The 17384-nt window shown below is 71.7% G+C and carries 11 protein-coding genes; 7 read left to right on the forward strand and 4 right to left on the reverse strand.

The features are described from left to right. Positions 1-572: 572 nt before the first annotated feature. Positions 573-3209, forward strand: coding sequence for an alpha-glucan family phosphorylase (gene glgP, locus IF89_RS0118890; RefSeq protein WP_030769053.1), 2637 nt, complete (start codon positions 573-575; stop codon positions 3207-3209). A 215-nt stretch (positions 3210-3424) separates the two neighbouring features. Here the strand turns inward: glgP and IF89_RS0118895 are convergent, their stop codons facing one another. Then, positions 3425-5692 (reverse strand): M4 family metallopeptidase, encoded by a 2268-nt coding sequence (locus IF89_RS0118895; protein WP_030769056.1) that lies wholly within the window; start codon positions 5690-5692, stop codon positions 3425-3427. 385 nt (positions 5693-6077) lie between these two features. Between IF89_RS0118895 and IF89_RS0118900 the strand changes: the two genes are divergently transcribed. Next, complete coding sequence (locus tag IF89_RS0118900) at positions 6078-7553, forward strand: sugar transferase (RefSeq protein ID WP_030769058.1); 1476 nt, start codon at positions 6078-6080, stop codon at positions 7551-7553. A gap of 22 nt (positions 7554-7575) precedes the next feature. On the opposite strand, the gene IF89_RS0118905 is transcribed toward IF89_RS0118900, so the two are convergent. Continuing rightward, positions 7576-8520, reverse strand: coding sequence for a GDP-L-fucose synthase family protein (locus IF89_RS0118905; protein WP_030769061.1), 945 nt, complete (start codon positions 8518-8520; stop codon positions 7576-7578). A gap of 308 nt (positions 8521-8828) precedes the next feature. Between IF89_RS0118905 and gmd the strand changes: the two genes are divergently transcribed. From gmd to IF89_RS0118925, 4 genes are all read left to right on the forward strand, one after another. Further along, positions 8829-9842 (forward strand): GDP-mannose 4,6-dehydratase, encoded by a 1014-nt coding sequence (gene gmd, locus IF89_RS0118910; RefSeq protein WP_030769063.1) that lies wholly within the window; start codon positions 8829-8831, stop codon positions 9840-9842. A gap of 245 nt (positions 9843-10087) precedes the next feature. Continuing rightward, on the forward strand, positions 10088-12865 hold the full coding sequence (locus IF89_RS0118915; protein ID WP_030769066.1) for a DUF7594 domain-containing protein: 2778 nt from the start codon (positions 10088-10090) through the stop codon (positions 12863-12865). A gap of 101 nt (positions 12866-12966) precedes the next feature. Next, complete coding sequence (locus IF89_RS0118920) at positions 12967-13641, forward strand: hypothetical protein (RefSeq protein ID WP_030769069.1); 675 nt, start codon at positions 12967-12969, stop codon at positions 13639-13641. Between the two features lie 131 nt (positions 13642-13772). Next, positions 13773-13988: a DUF6458 family protein gene (locus IF89_RS0118925; RefSeq protein ID WP_030026053.1), complete on the forward strand. Its 216-nt coding sequence runs from the start codon at positions 13773-13775 to the stop codon at positions 13986-13988. 15 nt (positions 13989-14003) lie between these two features. Here IF89_RS0118925 and IF89_RS0118930 read toward each other — a convergent pair whose 3' ends face one another. Then, complete coding sequence (locus IF89_RS0118930; protein WP_030769072.1) at positions 14004-15119, reverse strand: glycosyltransferase; 1116 nt, start codon at positions 15117-15119, stop codon at positions 14004-14006. Positions 15120-15127: 8 nt separating this feature from the next. Then, positions 15128-15667 carry a WcaF family extracellular polysaccharide biosynthesis acetyltransferase gene (locus IF89_RS0118935; RefSeq protein WP_030769074.1) on the reverse strand — a complete coding sequence of 180 codons (540 nt, stop codon included), beginning with the start codon at positions 15665-15667 and terminating at the stop codon, positions 15128-15130. 173 nt (positions 15668-15840) lie between these two features. On the opposite strand from IF89_RS0118935, the gene IF89_RS0118940 reads away from it, so the two are divergent. Beyond that, complete coding sequence (locus tag IF89_RS0118940; protein WP_234327806.1) at positions 15841-17289, forward strand: hypothetical protein; 1449 nt, start codon at positions 15841-15843, stop codon at positions 17287-17289. Positions 17290-17384: the final 95 nt, after the last annotated feature.

Raw genomic sequence — 17384 nt, forward strand, 5'->3', positions numbered from 1 at the left:
GCTCTGTTCGCTCTGTTTCTAGCCGCTCAAGAGACGGCTGGGCTGCGGGCATGGCCGCTCCTGTCCGCGTTCACTCGGGTGGCGGGGAGAGGGTTTGTGGGCGGGTGCGCCGTGCGTGTACCACGTGTACCCGGGGAGCCCTTCCCACTCTCCCCCAGCCCAATCCGCGCACTTGGTTAACTACTCGTACGTAGTGGCACGGGCAAGGGCGAGCTCCCGCTCGACATCCGGAGAGGCTCCGTCAAGTCGGCCGGGTCCAGTGGCCGTAGAGGCGCGAAACACCCGTCTCACGGGTCTCCCGAGCCCCTCGGGAACCACCCGCGCGGGGGTACGGCAGACAGCGGGTCGGCACCACCACGGGGTGGGAGAGGCTCCTGGTTCACACGGTTCGACAGATGTGGCCGAAAAAAGCCGGTTCGGCGTGTCGGCGTGTCGGCGAGCCGCCCGCGGCCGGGCGGCGGTAGGCGGCATGGCCGGAACGCGGGGGCGTCGCTAGCCTTCCCGGGGTGATGCGCGGGTGCACAGCGTGGTGCGGCCGCTCCGATCCGCAATCCCCTGCGAAGGTGGAACGTGTGAAGGCTATCCGTCGATTCACCGTGCGCCCCGTCCTCCCGGAGTCCCTGCTGCCGCTCACGGCTCTCGCGCGCAACCTGCGCTGGTCGTGGCATGCCGAGACCCGCGAACTCTTCCAATCCGTCGACCCCGAGGGCTGGCAGGCCGCCGGCGGAGATCCCGTCCGGCTGCTCGGCACCGTCTCCGCCGCCAGGCTCGGAGAACTGGCCGCGGACCGCCGCTTCCTGCGGCGCCTGGCCGTCGCCGCCGCCGACCTCGATGACTACGTGAACGGCGGGAGGTGGTACCAGAGCCAGGAGAACGGCGCGGAACTGCCTGCCGCCGTCGCGTACTTCTCGCCCGAATTCGGGATCACCGCCGCCCTGCCCCAGTACTCCGGCGGCCTCGGCATCCTCGCCGGGGACCACCTGAAGGCCGCCAGCGACCTCGGCGTCCCGCTCATCGGGGTGGGACTGCTCTACCGGCACGGCTACTTCCGCCAGTCGCTCTCCCGCGACGGCTGGCAGCAGGAGCACTATCCCGTCCTCGACCCCAACGAACTCCCGCTCGGCCTGCTCCGCCAGGACGACGGCACCCCCGCACGCGTCTCGCTGACCCTGCCCGGCGGTCGCGCCCTGCACGCCCACGTCTGGCAGGCGCGGGTCGGGCGCGTACCCCTGCTGCTCCTGGACTCCGACGTGGAGGACAACGACGCAGCGGCCCGCGAGGTGACCGACCGGCTCTACGGCGGCGGCAGCGACCACCGGCTGCTCCAGGAGATGCTGCTCGGCATCGGGGGCGTGCGCGCGGTGCGTGCGTACTGCGCGATCACCGGCCACCCCGACCCCGAGGTGTTCCACACCAACGAGGGCCACGCCGGCTTCCTGGGCCTGGAGCGCATAAGGGAACTGGAGCGGGAGCACGGCCTGGACTTCGACGCCGCCGTCGAGGCGGTGCGCGCCGGGACCGTGTTCACCACGCACACCCCCGTCCCGGCGGGGATCGACCGCTTCGAGCGGAGCCTGGTGGCCCGCCACTTCGGCGAGGGCGGGGAGCTGGCCGGCCTCCCGGTCGAGCGGATCCTGGAACTGGGCGCCGAGTCCTTCCCCGGGGGCGACCCCGGCGTGTTCAACATGGCGGTGATGGGACTGCGGCTGGCCCAGCGGGCCAACGGCGTGTCCACCCTCCACGGCGAGGTCAGCAGGGAGATGTTCGCCGGGCTGTGGCCGGGCTTCGACCCGGCCGACGTGCCCATCACCTCCGTGACGAACGGCGTCCACGCCCCCACCTGGGTGGCCCCCGAGGTCGTCCGGCTCGGCGCCCGCCAGATCGGGGCGGGCCGCACCGAGGACGCCCTGTCGGTCGGCGGCTCGCGGCGCTGGGACGCGGTCGCCGACATCCCCGACCAGGACGTGTGGGACCTGCGCCGGGTGCTGCGCGAGCAGCTGGTGCTGGAGGTACGGGACCGGCTGCGGGCCTCGTGGCTCCAGCGCGGGGCCGCCGCCGCCGAACTGGGCTGGGTGGACACCGTGCTCGACCCCGACGTGCTGACCATCGGCTTCGCCCGGCGCGTGCCCTCGTACAAGCGGCTGACGCTGATGCTGCGCGACCCCGACCGGCTGCGCAGGCTGCTGCTCGACCCGGAGCGCCCGGTGCAGATCGTCGTCGCGGGCAAGGCCCACCCGGCCGACGACGGTGGCAAGCGGCTCGTGCAGGAGCTGGTGCGCTTCGCGGACGACCCGCGGGTGCGCCACCGCATCGTCTTCCTGCCCGACTACGGCATGGCCATGGCGCAGAAGCTCTACCCGGGCTGCGACGTCTGGCTGAACAACCCGCTGCGCCCCCTGGAGGCGTGCGGCACGAGCGGCATGAAGGCCGCGCTGAACGGCTGTCTCAACCTGTCCGTCCTGGACGGGTGGTGGGACGAGTGGTTCGAGCCGGACTTCGGCTGGGCCATCCCGACCGCCGACGGGCTCGGCGCCGACGAGGACCGCAGGGACCAGCTGGAGGCGAACGCCCTCTACGAGCTGATCGAGGGCCGCGTCGCGCCCCGCTTCTACGACCGGGCCGGCCGCGCCGGGCTCCCGGTGCGGTGGATCGAGATGGTCCGGCGCACGCTCGTGTCGCTCGGGCCGAAGGTCCTCGCGGGACGGATGGTGCGCGAGTACGTGGAGCGGCTGTACGCGCCGGCCGCGCTGGCCCACCGCGGCCTCACGGCGGACGCGGCGCGGGACCTTGCCGGGTGGAAGGGCCGGGTCCGGGCGGCGTGGCCGCGGGTGGGCGTCGAGCACGTGGAGGCGCTGGCCGCGGCTCCCGTCAACGGCACGGCCGAGCTGGGTGCGACCCTCACGCTGAGGGTGCAGGTGTCGCTGGACGCGCTCGCGCCCCAGGACGTGGAGGTGCAGGCGGTCGCGGGCCGGGTGGACCCGCAGGACGTGATCCGGGACGCGCGGACCTTCCCGCTGAAGCCGGCCGCGGGTCCCGACATGGAGGGCCGCTGGGTCTTCGAGGGGCCGCTCGCCCTCGACCGCACCGGGCCCTTCGGCTACACGGTGCGCATCCTGCCGACGCATCCGCTGCTGGCGACCCCGGCCGAACTGGGCCTGGTCGCGGCTCCGGCGGACTCGGAGAACGGCGGCGGGGTGCTGCTGCGGTAGCACCGCCGTGCGCGGGGGCGAGGCGGGCCGTCCGCCCCCGCGCCTCGGCGGTGTCCGCGCGGGGGAACCTCCCCGGTGGAGGACCTCGCCCGCCGGTCCCGGGCGCCGTCGGCCGACCGGGCGGACATGGGACAGGGCCGCCCGGGGAGGTCTTCTCCCGGGCGGCCCCGTGTCTATCTATCGGTGCGGCCGGTGCTCACGCGCCCCCGGAGGGGTCAGAAGGTGAGCTTCCAGCTGTTGATGTAGCCGGTGTCCAGGCTGGCAGCGTCGCGGACGCGAAGCTTCCAGGTGCCGTTGGCCACCTCGGAGGAGGCGTTCACGGTGAAGCTCTGGACGATGTTGTCCGCGCTGCCGCCGGAGCGGTTGCGCAGGTTGTACACGCTGCCGTCGGGGGCGACGAGGTCGACGACCAGGTCACCGACGTAGGTGTGGACGATGTTCACGTCCACCTTCAGCGTGCTCGGGGCGTTGCCCGTGCGGGTCACCGCGATCGGGGACTCGACCGTGGCGTTGTCCGCGATCTGGTAGTCGTTCGTGTTCTCGAACACGTTCTGCTGACCGGTGCCGACGGTCCAGGTGAAGGACGCCGTGCCGGTCTTGCTCTGCGAGTCGGTCACGGTGACGGTCACGTTGGACGTGCCCGCCGTGGTGGCCGTACCGGAGATCAGACCCGTGGAGGAGTTGATCGACAGGCCGGCCGGCAGACCGGTCGCCGCGTAGCTCAGCGCACCCGGGTTGGTGCTCGTGGCCTGGACCTGCAGGCTCACGGCGGTGTTGACCTGGGTGGTCTGGTTGGCGATCGGGGTGACCGAGACGCCGCTGACGATGCGCGGCCCGACGTTGATGGCCGCCCAGGCGTTCGCCGCGTTGTTGTAGGTGGTCGAGCCGGCGCCGTACAGGTCGGCCGCCGCCTGCAGGGTCGCCGTACGGGCGGCCGCGTAGTTGGTGTTCGACTTGAACAGACCGGTGGTCAGCGCGCGGAACCAGATCTTGGAGGCGGCGTCGCGGCCGATGGCGGTGACGGGCAGGCCGTCGGAGGTCGGCGAGTCGTAGCTCACGCCGTTGACGACCTTGGCGCCGGAGCCCTCGGAGGCCAGGTAGTACCAGTGGTTGGCCGGGCCCGAGGAGTAGTGGACGTCGATCGAGCCGATGCCCGAGTACCAGGCGTCCTTGGACGAGCCGTCCTTGCTCGGCTTGTCCATGTAGCGCAGCGGGGTGCCGTTGCCGCGGATGTCGATCTTCTCGCCGACCAGGTAGTCGCCGACGTCCTGCGGGTTGTTGGCGTAGAACTCGACCGCGGCCGCCATGATGTCGGAGGTGGCCTCGTTCAGGCCGCCGGGCTCGCCGCTGTAGGTCATGTTGCCGGTGACCGAGGTCAGGCCGTGGGTCATCTCGTGCGCGGCCACGTCGGTGGAGGTGAGCGGCTTGGCGTTGCCGTCACCGTCGCCGTACGTCATGCAGAAGCAGGAGTCCTGCCAGAAGGCGTTCACGTAGTTGTTGCCGTAGTGGACCCGGCTGTACGGGGCCACGCCGTCGTTGCGCAGGCCGTTGCGGCCGTGCACGTTCTTGAAGTAGTCCCACGTGACGGCGGCGCCGTAGTGCGCGTCGGCGCCGGCCGTCTCCAGGTTCGACGGCAGGCCGTTGCCCCAGACGTCGTCGGGGCCGGAGAAGAGCGTGCCGGTGCCGGACGAACCGCGGTTGAGGTTGTAGGTCTTGTGGCCGCCGCGCGCGGCATCGGTCAGGTTCCAGGAGCTGCCCGACTGCGTGGTGCCGAGGGTCACCTGGCCGCTGTACATCGTGTTGCCGGTGCCGGTCTCGACGGCCTGCCACTCGGTGATCTTCGCGCCGGTCCGGGCGTCGGTCACCACGTGCAGCTCGTTGGGCGTGCCGTCGTGCTGCAGGCCGCCGACGACCGTCTCGAAGGCGAGCACCGGAGCGCCCTCGGCCGCCCAGATCACCTTGCGGGCGTTCTTGGACGGCTTGGCCTCCTTCGAGCCCTCGGCGTTCGCGGCGGAGACCGCCTGGCTCTCGGCGGCCGCCGGGGTGACCGAGGCCTCGGTCGTGGCGACCTTGATCTCGTGGTGGGTGGCCTTCGTCACGCTCTTGGTGACGCCGTTCTTGGCATGGACCGTCAGGTCGCCGCCGAGGACGGGCAGTCCGTCGTAGGTCCGCTCGTACGTGGTGTGCGTGGTTCCGTCCGCATCCTGGACGACGTCGCGCACGATGAGCTTCTCGCCACTGCCGAGGCCGAGCGCCTTTGCGGCCTGCGCGGTGGTCGAGTTGGCTTCGGCGAGGAGCGTCGCACGCTCCGATGCGCTGAGTACGCGGTTGGCCGCGCCCGGATTGGACTGGGCGGCCTTGGGTGCCTGTGACGCGGTGGCGTCGGCGGTGGCGGTGCCGGTCTGTATACCTACGGCGAGCAGGGCTGCCGCGGCAACGAGCGCGCCCGCCGCGGTGGCACGCCTCTGGGGGGTGGACCTCAACGCAGACTCCTTCTGCAAGGGGGGTTCCGGATGGCTGGGTGGGCCTCCGGGCAGAGCAGGTGCGGTGCGATGAACGGTCGAAGAGTGCCACCTGGCGCGGCGGATGTCAGGGTCGCGTCAAAAGGTTGGCCGGAAACGGTTCGTTGTTCGAAGATACGTATCCGGTATCCGGACCATTCACCGTCGTGTGCCGCGCATCGCGTCCAGGATTCGGAACGGCCGCTACCGGTTGCTAACACTTGCGCAACAAGGGACCGGGTTGACCGAAACGGCATTTGCCGTACGTGTGTTTGTCGTACTGTTTGCCGGTGCGGCAGATGTCCCTTGCCAGGGGAAGCATGGACACTTGCCGACGTCATAGACCATGTGCTTGCCAGGGGGGCCCATGAGGCATGTCCATTTTCCTGCGCAACGAGTGGCCAGGGCGGCCCATGAGCCCCTGGCGCCGGTGCGGCGCCTCGGGGACAAGGCCCGTTGGTACCGCCCGGCCGCGATAGCCGCCGACTTCGTCGGCGCCGCCGTCCCCGTGGGGCTCGTCTTCGACGCCGCCCAGCAGGTCCGGCCCGTCCACTGCGCCCTGGCGGCCGCCGTGGCGTGGACCGGCATACAGGCGCTGCGCCGCCGGTACGCCACCCGCGCGCTCGGGGAGTCCCGCGGAGTGCTGCCGGTCCTCCATGACTGGCTGATTCTGATCGGCGTCCTGGCCGTGGCACGCGTGGTGACCGAGGAGGCCACGCCCCGGCTGTCCGCCCTCGGGGCCCTGCTGCCCGCCCTGCTGATCACGGTCGCCTGCCACAAACTGACCTACCGCCACCTCTCGGCCGCCCGCCGCGAGGCCCAGGCCGTCAGCCGCGTCCTGGTGATAGGGGAGCCCGACGCCGCCGAGGACGTCATCGCCCACCTCGCCGCCCGCACCGACCACCCGTACGTCGTCGTCGGCGTCGTCCCCGTCGGCACCGGCCCGCTCGCCAGCGGGGTCCCCGTGCCGGTGCGGCTCGACGCCGACACCCCCGAGGCACCCGGCGTGGACTCCGCGGCCGTCCTCGGCGCGGTCCTCAGCCACCACGCCGATCTGGTGCTGGTGGCCCCCGGCGTGCGGATGACGGGGGAGCGGCTGCGCCGCATCGCCTGGGCCCTGCACGACGCCGGGCTGGAACTGGCCGTCTTCCCCGGACTGGTGGAGGTCTCCGTCAAGCGGCTGGAGACCCTGTCCGCGGGCGGACTGGCCGTGCTGCGCGTCGCGCCGCCGGTCAGCCGCGGTGTGCAGACGCTGCTCAAGTCGGCCCTCGACCGGGTGGGCGCCGCGGCCGGACTGCTGCTGCTCTCCCCGCTCTTCCTCGGCCTCGTGCTCGCCATCCGCTTCGGCTCGCGCGGCCCCGCCTTCTACCGCCAGCGGCGCATCGGCCGCGACGGCGTCCCCTTCGTCATGTGGAAGTTCCGCACGATGGTCGTGGACGCCGACGCGCGCAAGGCCGAGCTGGCCGGGGTGAACGAGAACGACGGCCTGATGTTCAAGATGCGGCGCGACCCCCGGGTCACCCGGGTGGGCCGACTGCTGCGCCGCACCTCTCTCGACGAGCTGCCGCAGCTGGTCAACGTGCTCCTCGGCGACATGTCACTGGTCGGCCCGCGGCCGCCGCTGCCGGAGGAGGTGGCCCAGTACGACGAGGTCGAGCTGCGCCGGCTGACCGTGCGGCCCGGGATGACGGGGCTGTGGCAGATCAGCGGCAGGTCGGACCTGTCGTGGGACGAGACGATCCAGCTGGACCTGCAGTACGTCGACAACTGGTCCTTCACCAGTGACGTCGACGTGATGGGCCGTACGCTCCGCGCCGTCGTCGACGGTCGCGGAGCCTACTGAGGGGCCGAGGCCGCCCGTGCGATCAGCTCTGCTCGCGCCACCACCGGTAGGTGGAGGCGATGCCGTCCCGCAGCGGGATGCCGGGCTTCCAGCCGAGCGCGGTCAGGCGGCTGACGTCCAGCAGCTTGCGGGGTGTCCCGTCCGGCTTGGAGGTGTCCCAGGCGAGCCGCCCCCGAAAGCCCGTCACCTCGGCCACCGTCTCGGCCAGTTCGCGGATGGTCAGGTCCTCGCCGCAGCCGATGTTGACCGGCTCGTCGCCGTCGTAGCTGCCCAGCAGCACGGCACAGGCCGCGGCCAGGTCGTCCACGTGGAGGAACTCGCGCCGCGGGGTGCCGGAGCCCCACAGGACGACCTCCTCGCGGCCCTCGGCGGCGGCCTCGTGGAAGCGCCGGACGAGGGCGGGCAGGACGTGCGAGGTCTCCAGGTCGAAGTTGTCACCGGGGCCGTACAGGTTCGTCGGCATGGCCGAGATGTACGAGGCCCCGTACTGCTTGCGGTACGACTGGACCTGGACGATGCCGGCGATCTTCGCGAGGGCGTAGGCCTCGTTGGTCGGCTCCAGGGGGCCGGTCAGCAGAGCGTCCTCGTGGATCGGCTGCGGCGCCAGCTTCGGGTAGATGCAGGACGAACCGAGGAACAGCAGCCGGCCCACGCCGGCGCCGTGGGCGCCGGCGATCACGCTGAGCTGGATCTGCAGGTTCTCCTCCAGGAACTGCACCGGGTACGTGCTGTTGGCCATGATGCCGCCGACCTTGGCGGCGGCCAGCACCACGGCGTCCGGCCGGACGTCCTTCAGGTACGCCCCGGTCGCGGCGGCATCGCGCAGGTCGAGGTCGGCACGGCCCCGGGTGAGCACCTCGTGGCCGTCGGCGGTGAGCCGGCGGGCGACCGCGGACCCCACGAGGCCGCGGTGGCCCGCGACGAAGACGCGGGCGTTCGGGGGCAGAAGCGGCAGCGAACTTGTCATACCGCCGATGATGCCAGTCCGCTCCCGCGGCGGGCCGCAGTGGTCCGCGGCCCGGACCGGACCGCGGTCCCGGCCGACCCGCCGGCCGCGGCTTCGGGCGGCCCCGGAACCGGGGGCGTACCGGGCGGCGTCCGCAGCACAGAGCCGTGCGCCCCTCACCGGGCGCAGGAAGCCGGCCGTGTACGGTACGCATCCAGCCCCCGCGCCGCGGCCCGACCGCTCCGCACGCCGCCCGGGACGGCCCGCTCCGCACCACCCCGAGGCCACGCCTCACCACGACACACAGCAGCTACCAACAAGGGGACCCCATGGGCAAGACCGCACTGATCACCGGAGTCACCGGACAGGACGGCTCGTACCTCGCCGAGCTCCTGCTCTCCAAGGGCTACACGGTGCACGGTCTCGTGCGGCGGTCCTCCAGCTTCAACACGGAGCGGGTCGACCACATCTACCAGGACCCGCAGGCCCCCAACCGGTCCTTCGTCCTGCACCACGCCGACCTCTCCGACGGCGTGGCGCTCGTGAACCTGCTCCGCGACATACGCCCCGACGAGGTCTACAACCTCGGCGCGCAGTCCCACGTCCGCGTCTCCTTCGACGCCCCGCTCTACACGGGTGACGTGACCGGCCTCGGCGCGCTGCGGCTGCTGGAGGCCATCCGGGCCAGCGGCGTCGACACCCGCATCTACCAGGCCTCGTCCTCGGAGATGTTCGGGTCCACACCGCCGCCGCAGAACGAGCAGACCCCGTTCCACCCCCGCAGCCCGTACGGCGCCGCGAAGGTGTTCGCATACTGGACCACGGTGAACTACCGCGAGGCGTACGACATGTTCGCCGTCAACGGGATCCTGTTCAACCACGAGTCCCCGCGCCGCGGCGAGACCTTCGTGACCCGCAAGATCACGCGCGCGGTCGCCCGCATCAAGGCCGGTCTGCAGGACCACCTCTACCTCGGCAACCTCGACGCGGTCCGTGACTGGGGCTACGCCCCCGAGTACGTCGACGCCATGTGGCGGATGCTCCAGCAGGACGAGCCCACCGACTACGTCGTCGCCACGGGGGTGGCCGCGACCGTCCGCGAGTTCGTCGAGTCCTCCTTCTCGCACGCCGGCCTCGACTGGACCGAGCACGTCCGCTACGACGCCAAGTACGAGCGTCCCAGCGAGGTGGACGCCCTCATCGGTGACGCCTCCAAGGCCCAGGAGCTGCTCGGCTGGAAGCCGTCGGTCCTGGTGACCGAACTGGCCCAGATCATGGTCGACGCGGACATCCGCCAGGTCGAGGACCAACTGGCGGGCGCAACGGTCCGTATCGATCGCTGAGGCCTTATATTTCCCCTACGATTTGCCGTGTTCCGGTCATGCAGGCGGTTCCGAGCCAGCGCGACCGGGGCAAACGTGCCGTATGTCCCTAGTGCACCCTCCATGCTGAACCTTTGATTCCAAGTTGGTATGCAACGGGTCAAGGGAGGTGACCAGGCCCCCGCGTGAGCCCTAGTCTGCGCCAGATACATATGGCTGATCGGATAGTTCCAGCCATCAAACCGGGCGATTGCCCTGGGGGGCTCATGCGTAGATCAAGAGGGCTGACTGCCGCCCTCGTACTGTCACTGGCCGGTGCGGGCACCGGTATAGGCCTGGTGCTGATGCCGCAGGCGTCCGCCATCACGGCACCGGTGGCATTCACCGCCGACGAACTGCCGACCTGGCAGCCGGACGGCATCGTCTGGGCGATGGCCCAGGCCGAGGGCACCGTCTTCGCCGGCGGCACCTTCTCCGCCGTCCGCCCGCCCGAGGGCGTGGCGGGTGCCGAGCGGGAGGCCGTGAACTTCGTCGCGCTCGACGCCGCGACGGGCAACCCCACGTCCTGCAAGCTGGCGTTCACCATCGGCGAGGGCACCGCGACGGTGCGCACGCTGGTCGTCTCGAAGGACCAGAAGACCCTCTACGCGGGCGGCTACTTCGGCGCCGTCAACGGCACCCCGGTCTCCAGCGTCGCGGCCATCGACATCGCGAGCTGCACCCCCAAGGCAGCGTTCCACCCGGGCTTCCCCGCCACCGTGCGCGGGCTCGCGGTCACGGACGACACCCTCTACGCGGCCGGTGACTTCACCACCGTCGAGGGCCAGACCCGCGAGCGGTTCGCCGCGGTGGACGCGACCTCCGGTGCGCTCAAGCCGTTCGTCGCCAACGTCGACGAGCCGGGCCGCGCCGTCGAGGTCACCCCCGACGGCAAGAACGTGCTGCTCGGCGGCGACTTCTTCACGGTCAACAACACCAACAGCCACGCGCTGGCCGTCGTCGACGCCGCGTCCGGCGCCGTGAAGAAGACCTACAGCAACATCCCGTCGAACTCGGTCGTCAAGGACATCTCCACCGACGCCACCGGCTTCTACACGGGCAACGAGGGCTCCGGCGGCGGTGTCTTCGACGGCCGCATCGGCCTGCGTCTGAGCGACTTCACCGAGAAGTGGCGCGACCGCTGCCTCGGCGCCACCCAGTTCGTCCTGCCGTACGAGGGCGTCCTGTACAGCTCCTCGCACGCGCACGACTGCTCCACCGAGCAGGAGTTCCCCGACGGCAAGCGGCACTTCCTGCTGGCGCAGCCGACCGACCACGAAGGCGCCGCCCCCGCGCCCGTGGACGGCTTCGTGCGCGGCCCGGGCAAGCTCGGCTGGCACCCCACGGCCAACGACGGTCTCGGCGAGGGCATCGGCCCGCGCGTGATGGCCGTGGCGCAGAAGAACGACGTCAAGTACATGTGGGTCGGCGGTGAGTTCACCCTCATCAACGGCAAGGCCCAGCAGGGTCTGACCCGCTTCGCCTCCACCGGCGACGTCGGCGCCCCGACCACCCCGGTGGTCAGCGCCTCCAGCGTCAAGCCGGGCGAGGTCCAGGTCCGCTGGCGCACCAGCTACGACGCGGACGACAGCAAGCTCACGTACCGCATCTACCGCAACGGCTCGGCCACCCCGGCCGCCACCGTCACCGCCGGCTCGCTGGAGTGGGAGCGCCCGCAGGCCTCCTGGAGCGACACCACCGTCAAGGCCGGACAGTCGTACACCTACCGGGTGACCGCGACCGATGCCGCCGGGAACACCAGCGCTCTGTCGGCCACCACCTCGGTGACCGTCCCGACGTCGGTCCAGTCCTACCCGAACCAGGTCCGCACCGACGGCGCCGAGCTGTACTGGCGCTACGACGACGCGGTCAGCCCGTACACGGCCGACTCCTCGGTCGCGGGCAACCGCAGCGGCATCCAGGTCAACGCCCCCGCCCTGAAGCAGTCGCCCGGCGCCGTCCCCGGCAGCACGGCGATGGGCTTCAACGGGACCAGCCAGCAGGTGCACAGCGACCGCCGTCAGTCGGTCGGCAGCACCTTCACCATCGAGACCTGGTTCAAGACGAACACCACGCGCGGCGGCAAGCTGATCGGCTTCGGCAACAACACCACGCGCAACAGCGGCTCCTACGACCGCCACCTCTACATGACCAACACCGGTCGCCTGGTGTTCGGCGTCTACAACGGCTCGACGCGGACGGTCTCCACCGGCCTGTTCGAGACGTACAACGACAACAAGTGGCACCACGTGGTCGGCACCCAGGGCCCCGGCGGCATCACCCTGTACGTCGACGGCCAGAACAAGGGCACGCTGAACGCCGCGAGCAACGCCACCTACGCGGGCTACTGGCACGTCGGCGGTGACAACCTCAGCAGCTGGCCGAGCCGTCCGACGAGCAACTTCTTCGCCGGTCAGCTCGACGAGACCGCCGTCTACCCGACGGCCCTCACCCAGGCCCAGGTCAAGAACCACTTCGACCTGGCCAAGGCGCCCACCGACACGGTCTCCACGGTGAAGACGACCGAGGACACCTACGTCAACCAGGGCGCCCCGAGCACCGCCTACGGCACCGCCACCTCGCTCGCCGTGCGCGGCAGCGGCTCGCTGTACCAGTCGTACCTGCGCTTCGACCTCCCGGCCGCTCCGGCCGGACAGGTCCTGAAGTCCGCCTCGCTGCAGTTCAAGACCAGCACCCAGGCCAGTGCCGGCACCGCCGACACCGTGTCCGTGGTCCCGGTCACCGGAACCTGGAGCGGCGCGAGCACGTCGTTCAACACCAAGCCGGCCCTCGGCGCCACCCCGCTCGGCACCATCGCGGGCGTGCCGGACGGCTCGGCGGTGCACAACGTCGAGCTGGACACCGCCGCGGTCACCGCGGTGCTGGGCAGCAGCTACAGCCTGGGCCTGACGAGCAACGGCTCCGACCCGCTGTGGATCTGGTCCTCGGAGTCCACGGCCGCGGAGGGCACTCCGCAGCTGGTCCTCACCTTCGGCGCGAAGTAGCGGCACCGAAGCAACCGCCTCCAGGAAAGCGGGGCCCGGCTGCGTGGCCGGGCCCCGCCTTCCTGTGCACAGCACACCCTTTTGAGTACGGGAGCCATCCGATGTACCGACGCTCCGCAGCGGCTGCTGTCCTGCTCGCCGCCGCCCTGACCTTGACCGCCTGCAGCTCGGGCGGGGACGACGCCGACGCAGACGCGAAGGCTAAGCCGCCGGCCTCGTCGGCGGCCCCCGACCCGGCGGACACCCCGGCCCCGTCGGCGCCCGCCGCCGACGCCAAGCCGACCGGCCCGGTCCTGCCCGACGCCGAACTGAAGCCGAAGACGGGCAGCTTCACCGCGCAGGAGAAGAAGTACCTCAGCGGGCGGGTCCCCGAGAAGACGGACCCGGCGGCCGTCCTGCAGAGCGGCCAGGAGTCCTGCCAGCGCGTGGCCCGCACGGCCAAGCGCGACAAGGACGCGGCGACCGGCGCCGTCATCACCGGGGAGATCCCCGGCGCCAAGGACGCGATCACGCACCTGTGCCCGGACCAGAAGCCGATCCTCGCCGCGGCGGAGAAGGGCTTCCCCGAAGGCCCCCGCCCGTCGCCCGCCGCAGGCACCTACCGGGCGCTGACCCAGGCCACGAACTGCACCTGGGAGGCGAAGGGCAAGGACGGCTCCGTCCTCGCGTCGGGCCCCGAGACCCCGCCCAAGGCCGGCGACCGGATCACGGCCGCCATCCCGGCGGGCACCGCGGAGTTCAACTCCTCCGGCTGCTACGCCTGGATCCCGGCCTAGCACCCGGAGCGCGCACCGCCGCAGACCCCAAGGACGCCCCGCAGGACCGCACTTCCGGACCTGCGGGGCGTTTTCGTACCCGATACGCGGGTAGCCGCGCGGTCACAGTCACCACACCGGAAGGCGGACCCATGGGCATCGGCGGATGCATAGGCCTGATCGTGGTGGGCGCCATCCTCACCTTCGCCAGCGACTGGGAGATGGAGAGCGTCAACCTCGACCTGGTCGGCCTGATCATGATGGCGGTGGGCGGGATCGGCCTCGCCGTCTACACCAGCATCTACAAGCGGCGGCGGGCGGCCGGCGCGATCCCGGTGGTCGAGGAGCACCGCCGGGACGTCATCTGACCCGACGGCGCACCCTCACCGGCCGCGGGCAGCCCCGTACACGGGCAGCAGCGCGTCGAGGACCGCGTCCATGGAGAAGGAGGCCGCGGCCAGCTCCCGCGCGGCCAGCGAGGCCGTGCGGCCCGCCTCCGGGTCGAGCAGTTCCAGGACGGCGGCGGCCACGCCCGCAGGTCCGGGCTCGACCGCACGACCCGCCCCCGTCCGCGCGATGTCCCGCGCCAACCCGTTGGAGTGGGTCACGACGGAGGGGACACCTACGGAGAGGGCCTCCAGAACGGACATCGGGAACGGCTCGTCCACCGAGGGCAGCACGTAGACGTGGGCCCGGCGCAGCTCGGCCAGCACCTGCTCGCCGGACAGCGCCCCGGGGACCGTGAACCGGTCCGACAGGCCCAGGCCCGCGATCCGGGCGCGTACGGCTCCCAGTTCGCCCTCGTCCGGGCCCGCCACGACGAAGTGCGCGTCCGGGTGCTCCGCGAGCACCGCGGGGGCCGCGTCCACGAAGTCCACCGGCCGCTTGCGGGCCTGCAGGCGCGCGGAGTACAGCACGCGCGGCGCCCCCTCGGGCGCGGGCCGCGCCTCCTGCGCGGGGGTGCCGTTGACGAGCCGGACCGCGTTCGCCAACGGCCCGCCGACCACCGCGTCCAGGCCCTCCCGCTCGTGGGGGGTCAGGTACAGCACGGTGTCCGCGCCGCGCAGCAGCCGGCGTACCGCCACCGCGTCCAGGACCTTCGCCAGGAGCTTGTCGCTGGGGTCCACCATGCCGTGGGTCTGCAGCACCAGCGGCCTGCCCGCGCGCAGCGCCGCCAGCGCCACCGGCAGGGTCACCAGGTCGCGCGCCAGGTGGACGTGCACCACGTCGGCGTCGCGCACCAGGCGTCCGGCGGAGGCCAGCAGGGCCGGCGAGGTCATCCCGCTGAAGCCGAGGGGCAGCAGCCGGCGGGCCGGGAACAGTTTCGCCGGTACCCCCTCCACCGAGGTGGGCCACGCGTCGAAGCCGTCGCCCAGCGCCAGCAGCCGCGCCTCGTGGCCCCGGGCCCGCAGTCCCTTGGCCAGGTTCAGTGCGACCCGCACCGGCCCCCCGAAGGCGTGCGAGGGGGAGTGCAGGGTGACGGCGTGCAGGACTCTCATCGCGGCACTCACTTCGGCTCCTCCACCGGGCGGCGCCGCCCGTCCTGCGTCTGCAGGGTCAACTCCGGCAGGTCCTTGTGCACGACGGCGCCCGCGCCCGCGACAGCGCACCGGCCGACGGTCACCCCGGCCAGCACGGTCGCCCGTACCGCCACCCAGGCGCCGTCCTCGACGGTGATCGGCGCGTTGCGGTAGCGGAAGTCGGCGGCCCGGTGGTCGTGCGAGCCGGTGCACAGCATCGCCTCCTGCGAGAGGCAGACGTGCGAACCGATCGTCACCGGCTCCAGGTTCAGCACCCAGGCGCCCTCGCCGATCCACGCGTGGTCCCCCACGGTGAGCTTCCACGGCCACAGCACGCGGACCCTGTGCCGGATCAGCACCCCCTCGCCGATCTTCGCCCCGAAGGCCCGCAACAGCGAGACCCGCAGCCGGGCCGGACAGAACCAGGCCATGAAGACCGTGTTCATCACGGCGAACCAGAGCACCTGCGTCAGCAGCCCGCGCCCCTTGTCGTACCCGGCCAGCGTGAAGGAAGGAAGATCACGCAACAGAAGCCCCCATCGTGCTCGCGGCCGCGGCCTCCCCGGGCGCGGCCCGCTCAGACTAGACTGCGCGCGGACCAGGCACATCGGGTGGGGGCGGCGCAGTGACGACGGACATACGCAAGCCCGCCGCGACTCCCGCCAGGCCGGTCGTCCCGTCCCCCTTCGAGGACGAGAGCATGTGGGGCCGCGAGACCCTTCCGCGCACCCTGCTCTCCCGTGCCCTGTCCGTACCGCTCGCGCTCGGCTTCACCGTCTTCCTGCCGCTGTTCGTCGCCGTCCAGACCGGCGCCGGCGCCCGCGACGCGGCCTTCTGGCTCCAGCTGCTGCTCACCATGTACGCGGGCGCCCGGCTCTCCGCGATGGTGCTCACCAGCCGGCGCAAGCTGCTCCAGGGCTCCTTCTGGCTGTTCGTCTACATGGCCATGGGCGTGGCCCCGCTCGCGCAGGCCGTCCTCGGGCAGGTCCCGACGCCGGTCGTCGGCCCGCGCTCCGACCTGACCGCCGCCATCGGGCTGGTACTGCTCGGGTGCACGGCCTTCGACGTCGGCGTGCTGCTGGCCCGGCACCGGCCGGCCGGCCGCGCCGGCGGCTCCCAGAAGGAGTCGAAGCCGGTCATGGCGCACCGGCGCCGGCTCCAGCTGCTGACGGTCCTGTCGTTCCTGTGCAGCGCCGCCTTCATCATGAAACTGGGCGGCCCCGCCGTCTTCTTCTCCAGCCGCCAGGAGATCATCGCCGGCATCCAGGAGGCGGGCGTCTCCAACGGCGACGGCCAGGCGGGCCAAGCCCTGCTGCGCGGCTTCGGCACCGTGCCGGCCCTGCTCTCGCTGCTGCTGTACACGCGCTGGCTGATCACTTCGAAGTTCGCCCGCCGCAAGGTGTCGATCATCGTCACGTGGGCGGCGCTCGCGGGCCTCAACCTGGTCGTCAACAACCCCATCTCGAACCCGCGGTACTGGTTCCTGACGGTCATGTTCGCGCTGCTCTTCACCGTGTTCCCGGTGAGCGCGGCCATGTACCGGGTGGCCCTGTCGATGGCGGTGGTCGTCGCCCTGCTGATCTTCCCGTTCGCGGACCGCTTCCGCTACGACGAGAAGAACTACCGGCCGGTGGAGACCACGTCCTTCCTGGAGCCGATGGCGCTGAAGGACTACGACCAGATCGGCATGTTCGCGAACACCATCACCTTCTCGGAGTCGGGCCCCGGGCACTACTACGGGCGCCAGTTGGCCGGGTCGATCTTCTTCGCGGTGCCCAGGTCGGTCTGGGAGGGCAAGCCGAGGGACACGGGCGTGATGGTCGGCCAGTGGATGGGCACGGTCAACACCAACCTCTCCTCGCCGATCTGGGCGGAACTGTGGCTGGACTTCGGGCCGCTGGGGATGGGGGCCGGGCTGCTGGGCATGGGGTACGCCGCCGCCCGCGTCGACCGGCGCTACGCGAAACGGGCCACGCGGCGGGCGCCGCCGGGCAGCCTGATCTCGGTGGTCGTCCCGCTGGTCGCGGGCTACTCCTTCATCCTGCTGCGCGGACCGCTGCTCCAGGCGTCGGGCCGGGTCGCGATCGCGGCCCTCTGCCTGGCGCTGGTCGCGACCTACCGCACGGACAGGTCCACCACCCTCCGCTGACCTACCGCCGGTCCCGTCCCGCCCCCGCCCCCTGCCGGGGCTCCGCCCCGGACCCTGCGCCTCAATCGCCGGCGGGGCTGGATGGGGCCGGGCGG

Origin of the sequence: Streptomyces sp. NRRL F-2664 (assembly GCF_000719345.1) — a bacterium.
Taxonomy (GTDB): domain Bacteria; phylum Actinomycetota; class Actinomycetes; order Streptomycetales; family Streptomycetaceae; genus Streptomyces.

Coding starts and splice junctions, on each gene's coding strand:
- IF89_RS0118900 (WP_030769058.1), top strand. CDS start 6,078: ATGAGGCATGTCCATTTTCCTGCGCAACGAGTGGCCAGGGCGGCCCAT.
- IF89_RS0118905 (WP_030769061.1), bottom strand. CDS start 8,520: ATGACAAGTTCGCTGCCGCTTCTGCCCCCGAACGCCCGCGTCTTCGTC.
- gmd (WP_030769063.1), top strand. CDS start 8,829: ATGGGCAAGACCGCACTGATCACCGGAGTCACCGGACAGGACGGCTCG.
- IF89_RS0118915 (WP_030769066.1), top strand. CDS start 10,088: ATGCGTAGATCAAGAGGGCTGACTGCCGCCCTCGTACTGTCACTGGCC.
- IF89_RS0118920 (WP_030769069.1), top strand. CDS start 12,967: ATGTACCGACGCTCCGCAGCGGCTGCTGTCCTGCTCGCCGCCGCCCTG.
- IF89_RS0118925 (WP_030026053.1), top strand. CDS start 13,773: ATGGGCATCGGCGGATGCATAGGCCTGATCGTGGTGGGCGCCATCCTC.
- IF89_RS0118930 (WP_030769072.1), bottom strand. CDS start 15,119: ATGAGAGTCCTGCACGCCGTCACCCTGCACTCCCCCTCGCACGCCTTC.
- IF89_RS0118940 (WP_234327806.1), top strand. CDS start 15,841: ATGTGGGGCCGCGAGACCCTTCCGCGCACCCTGCTCTCCCGTGCCCTG.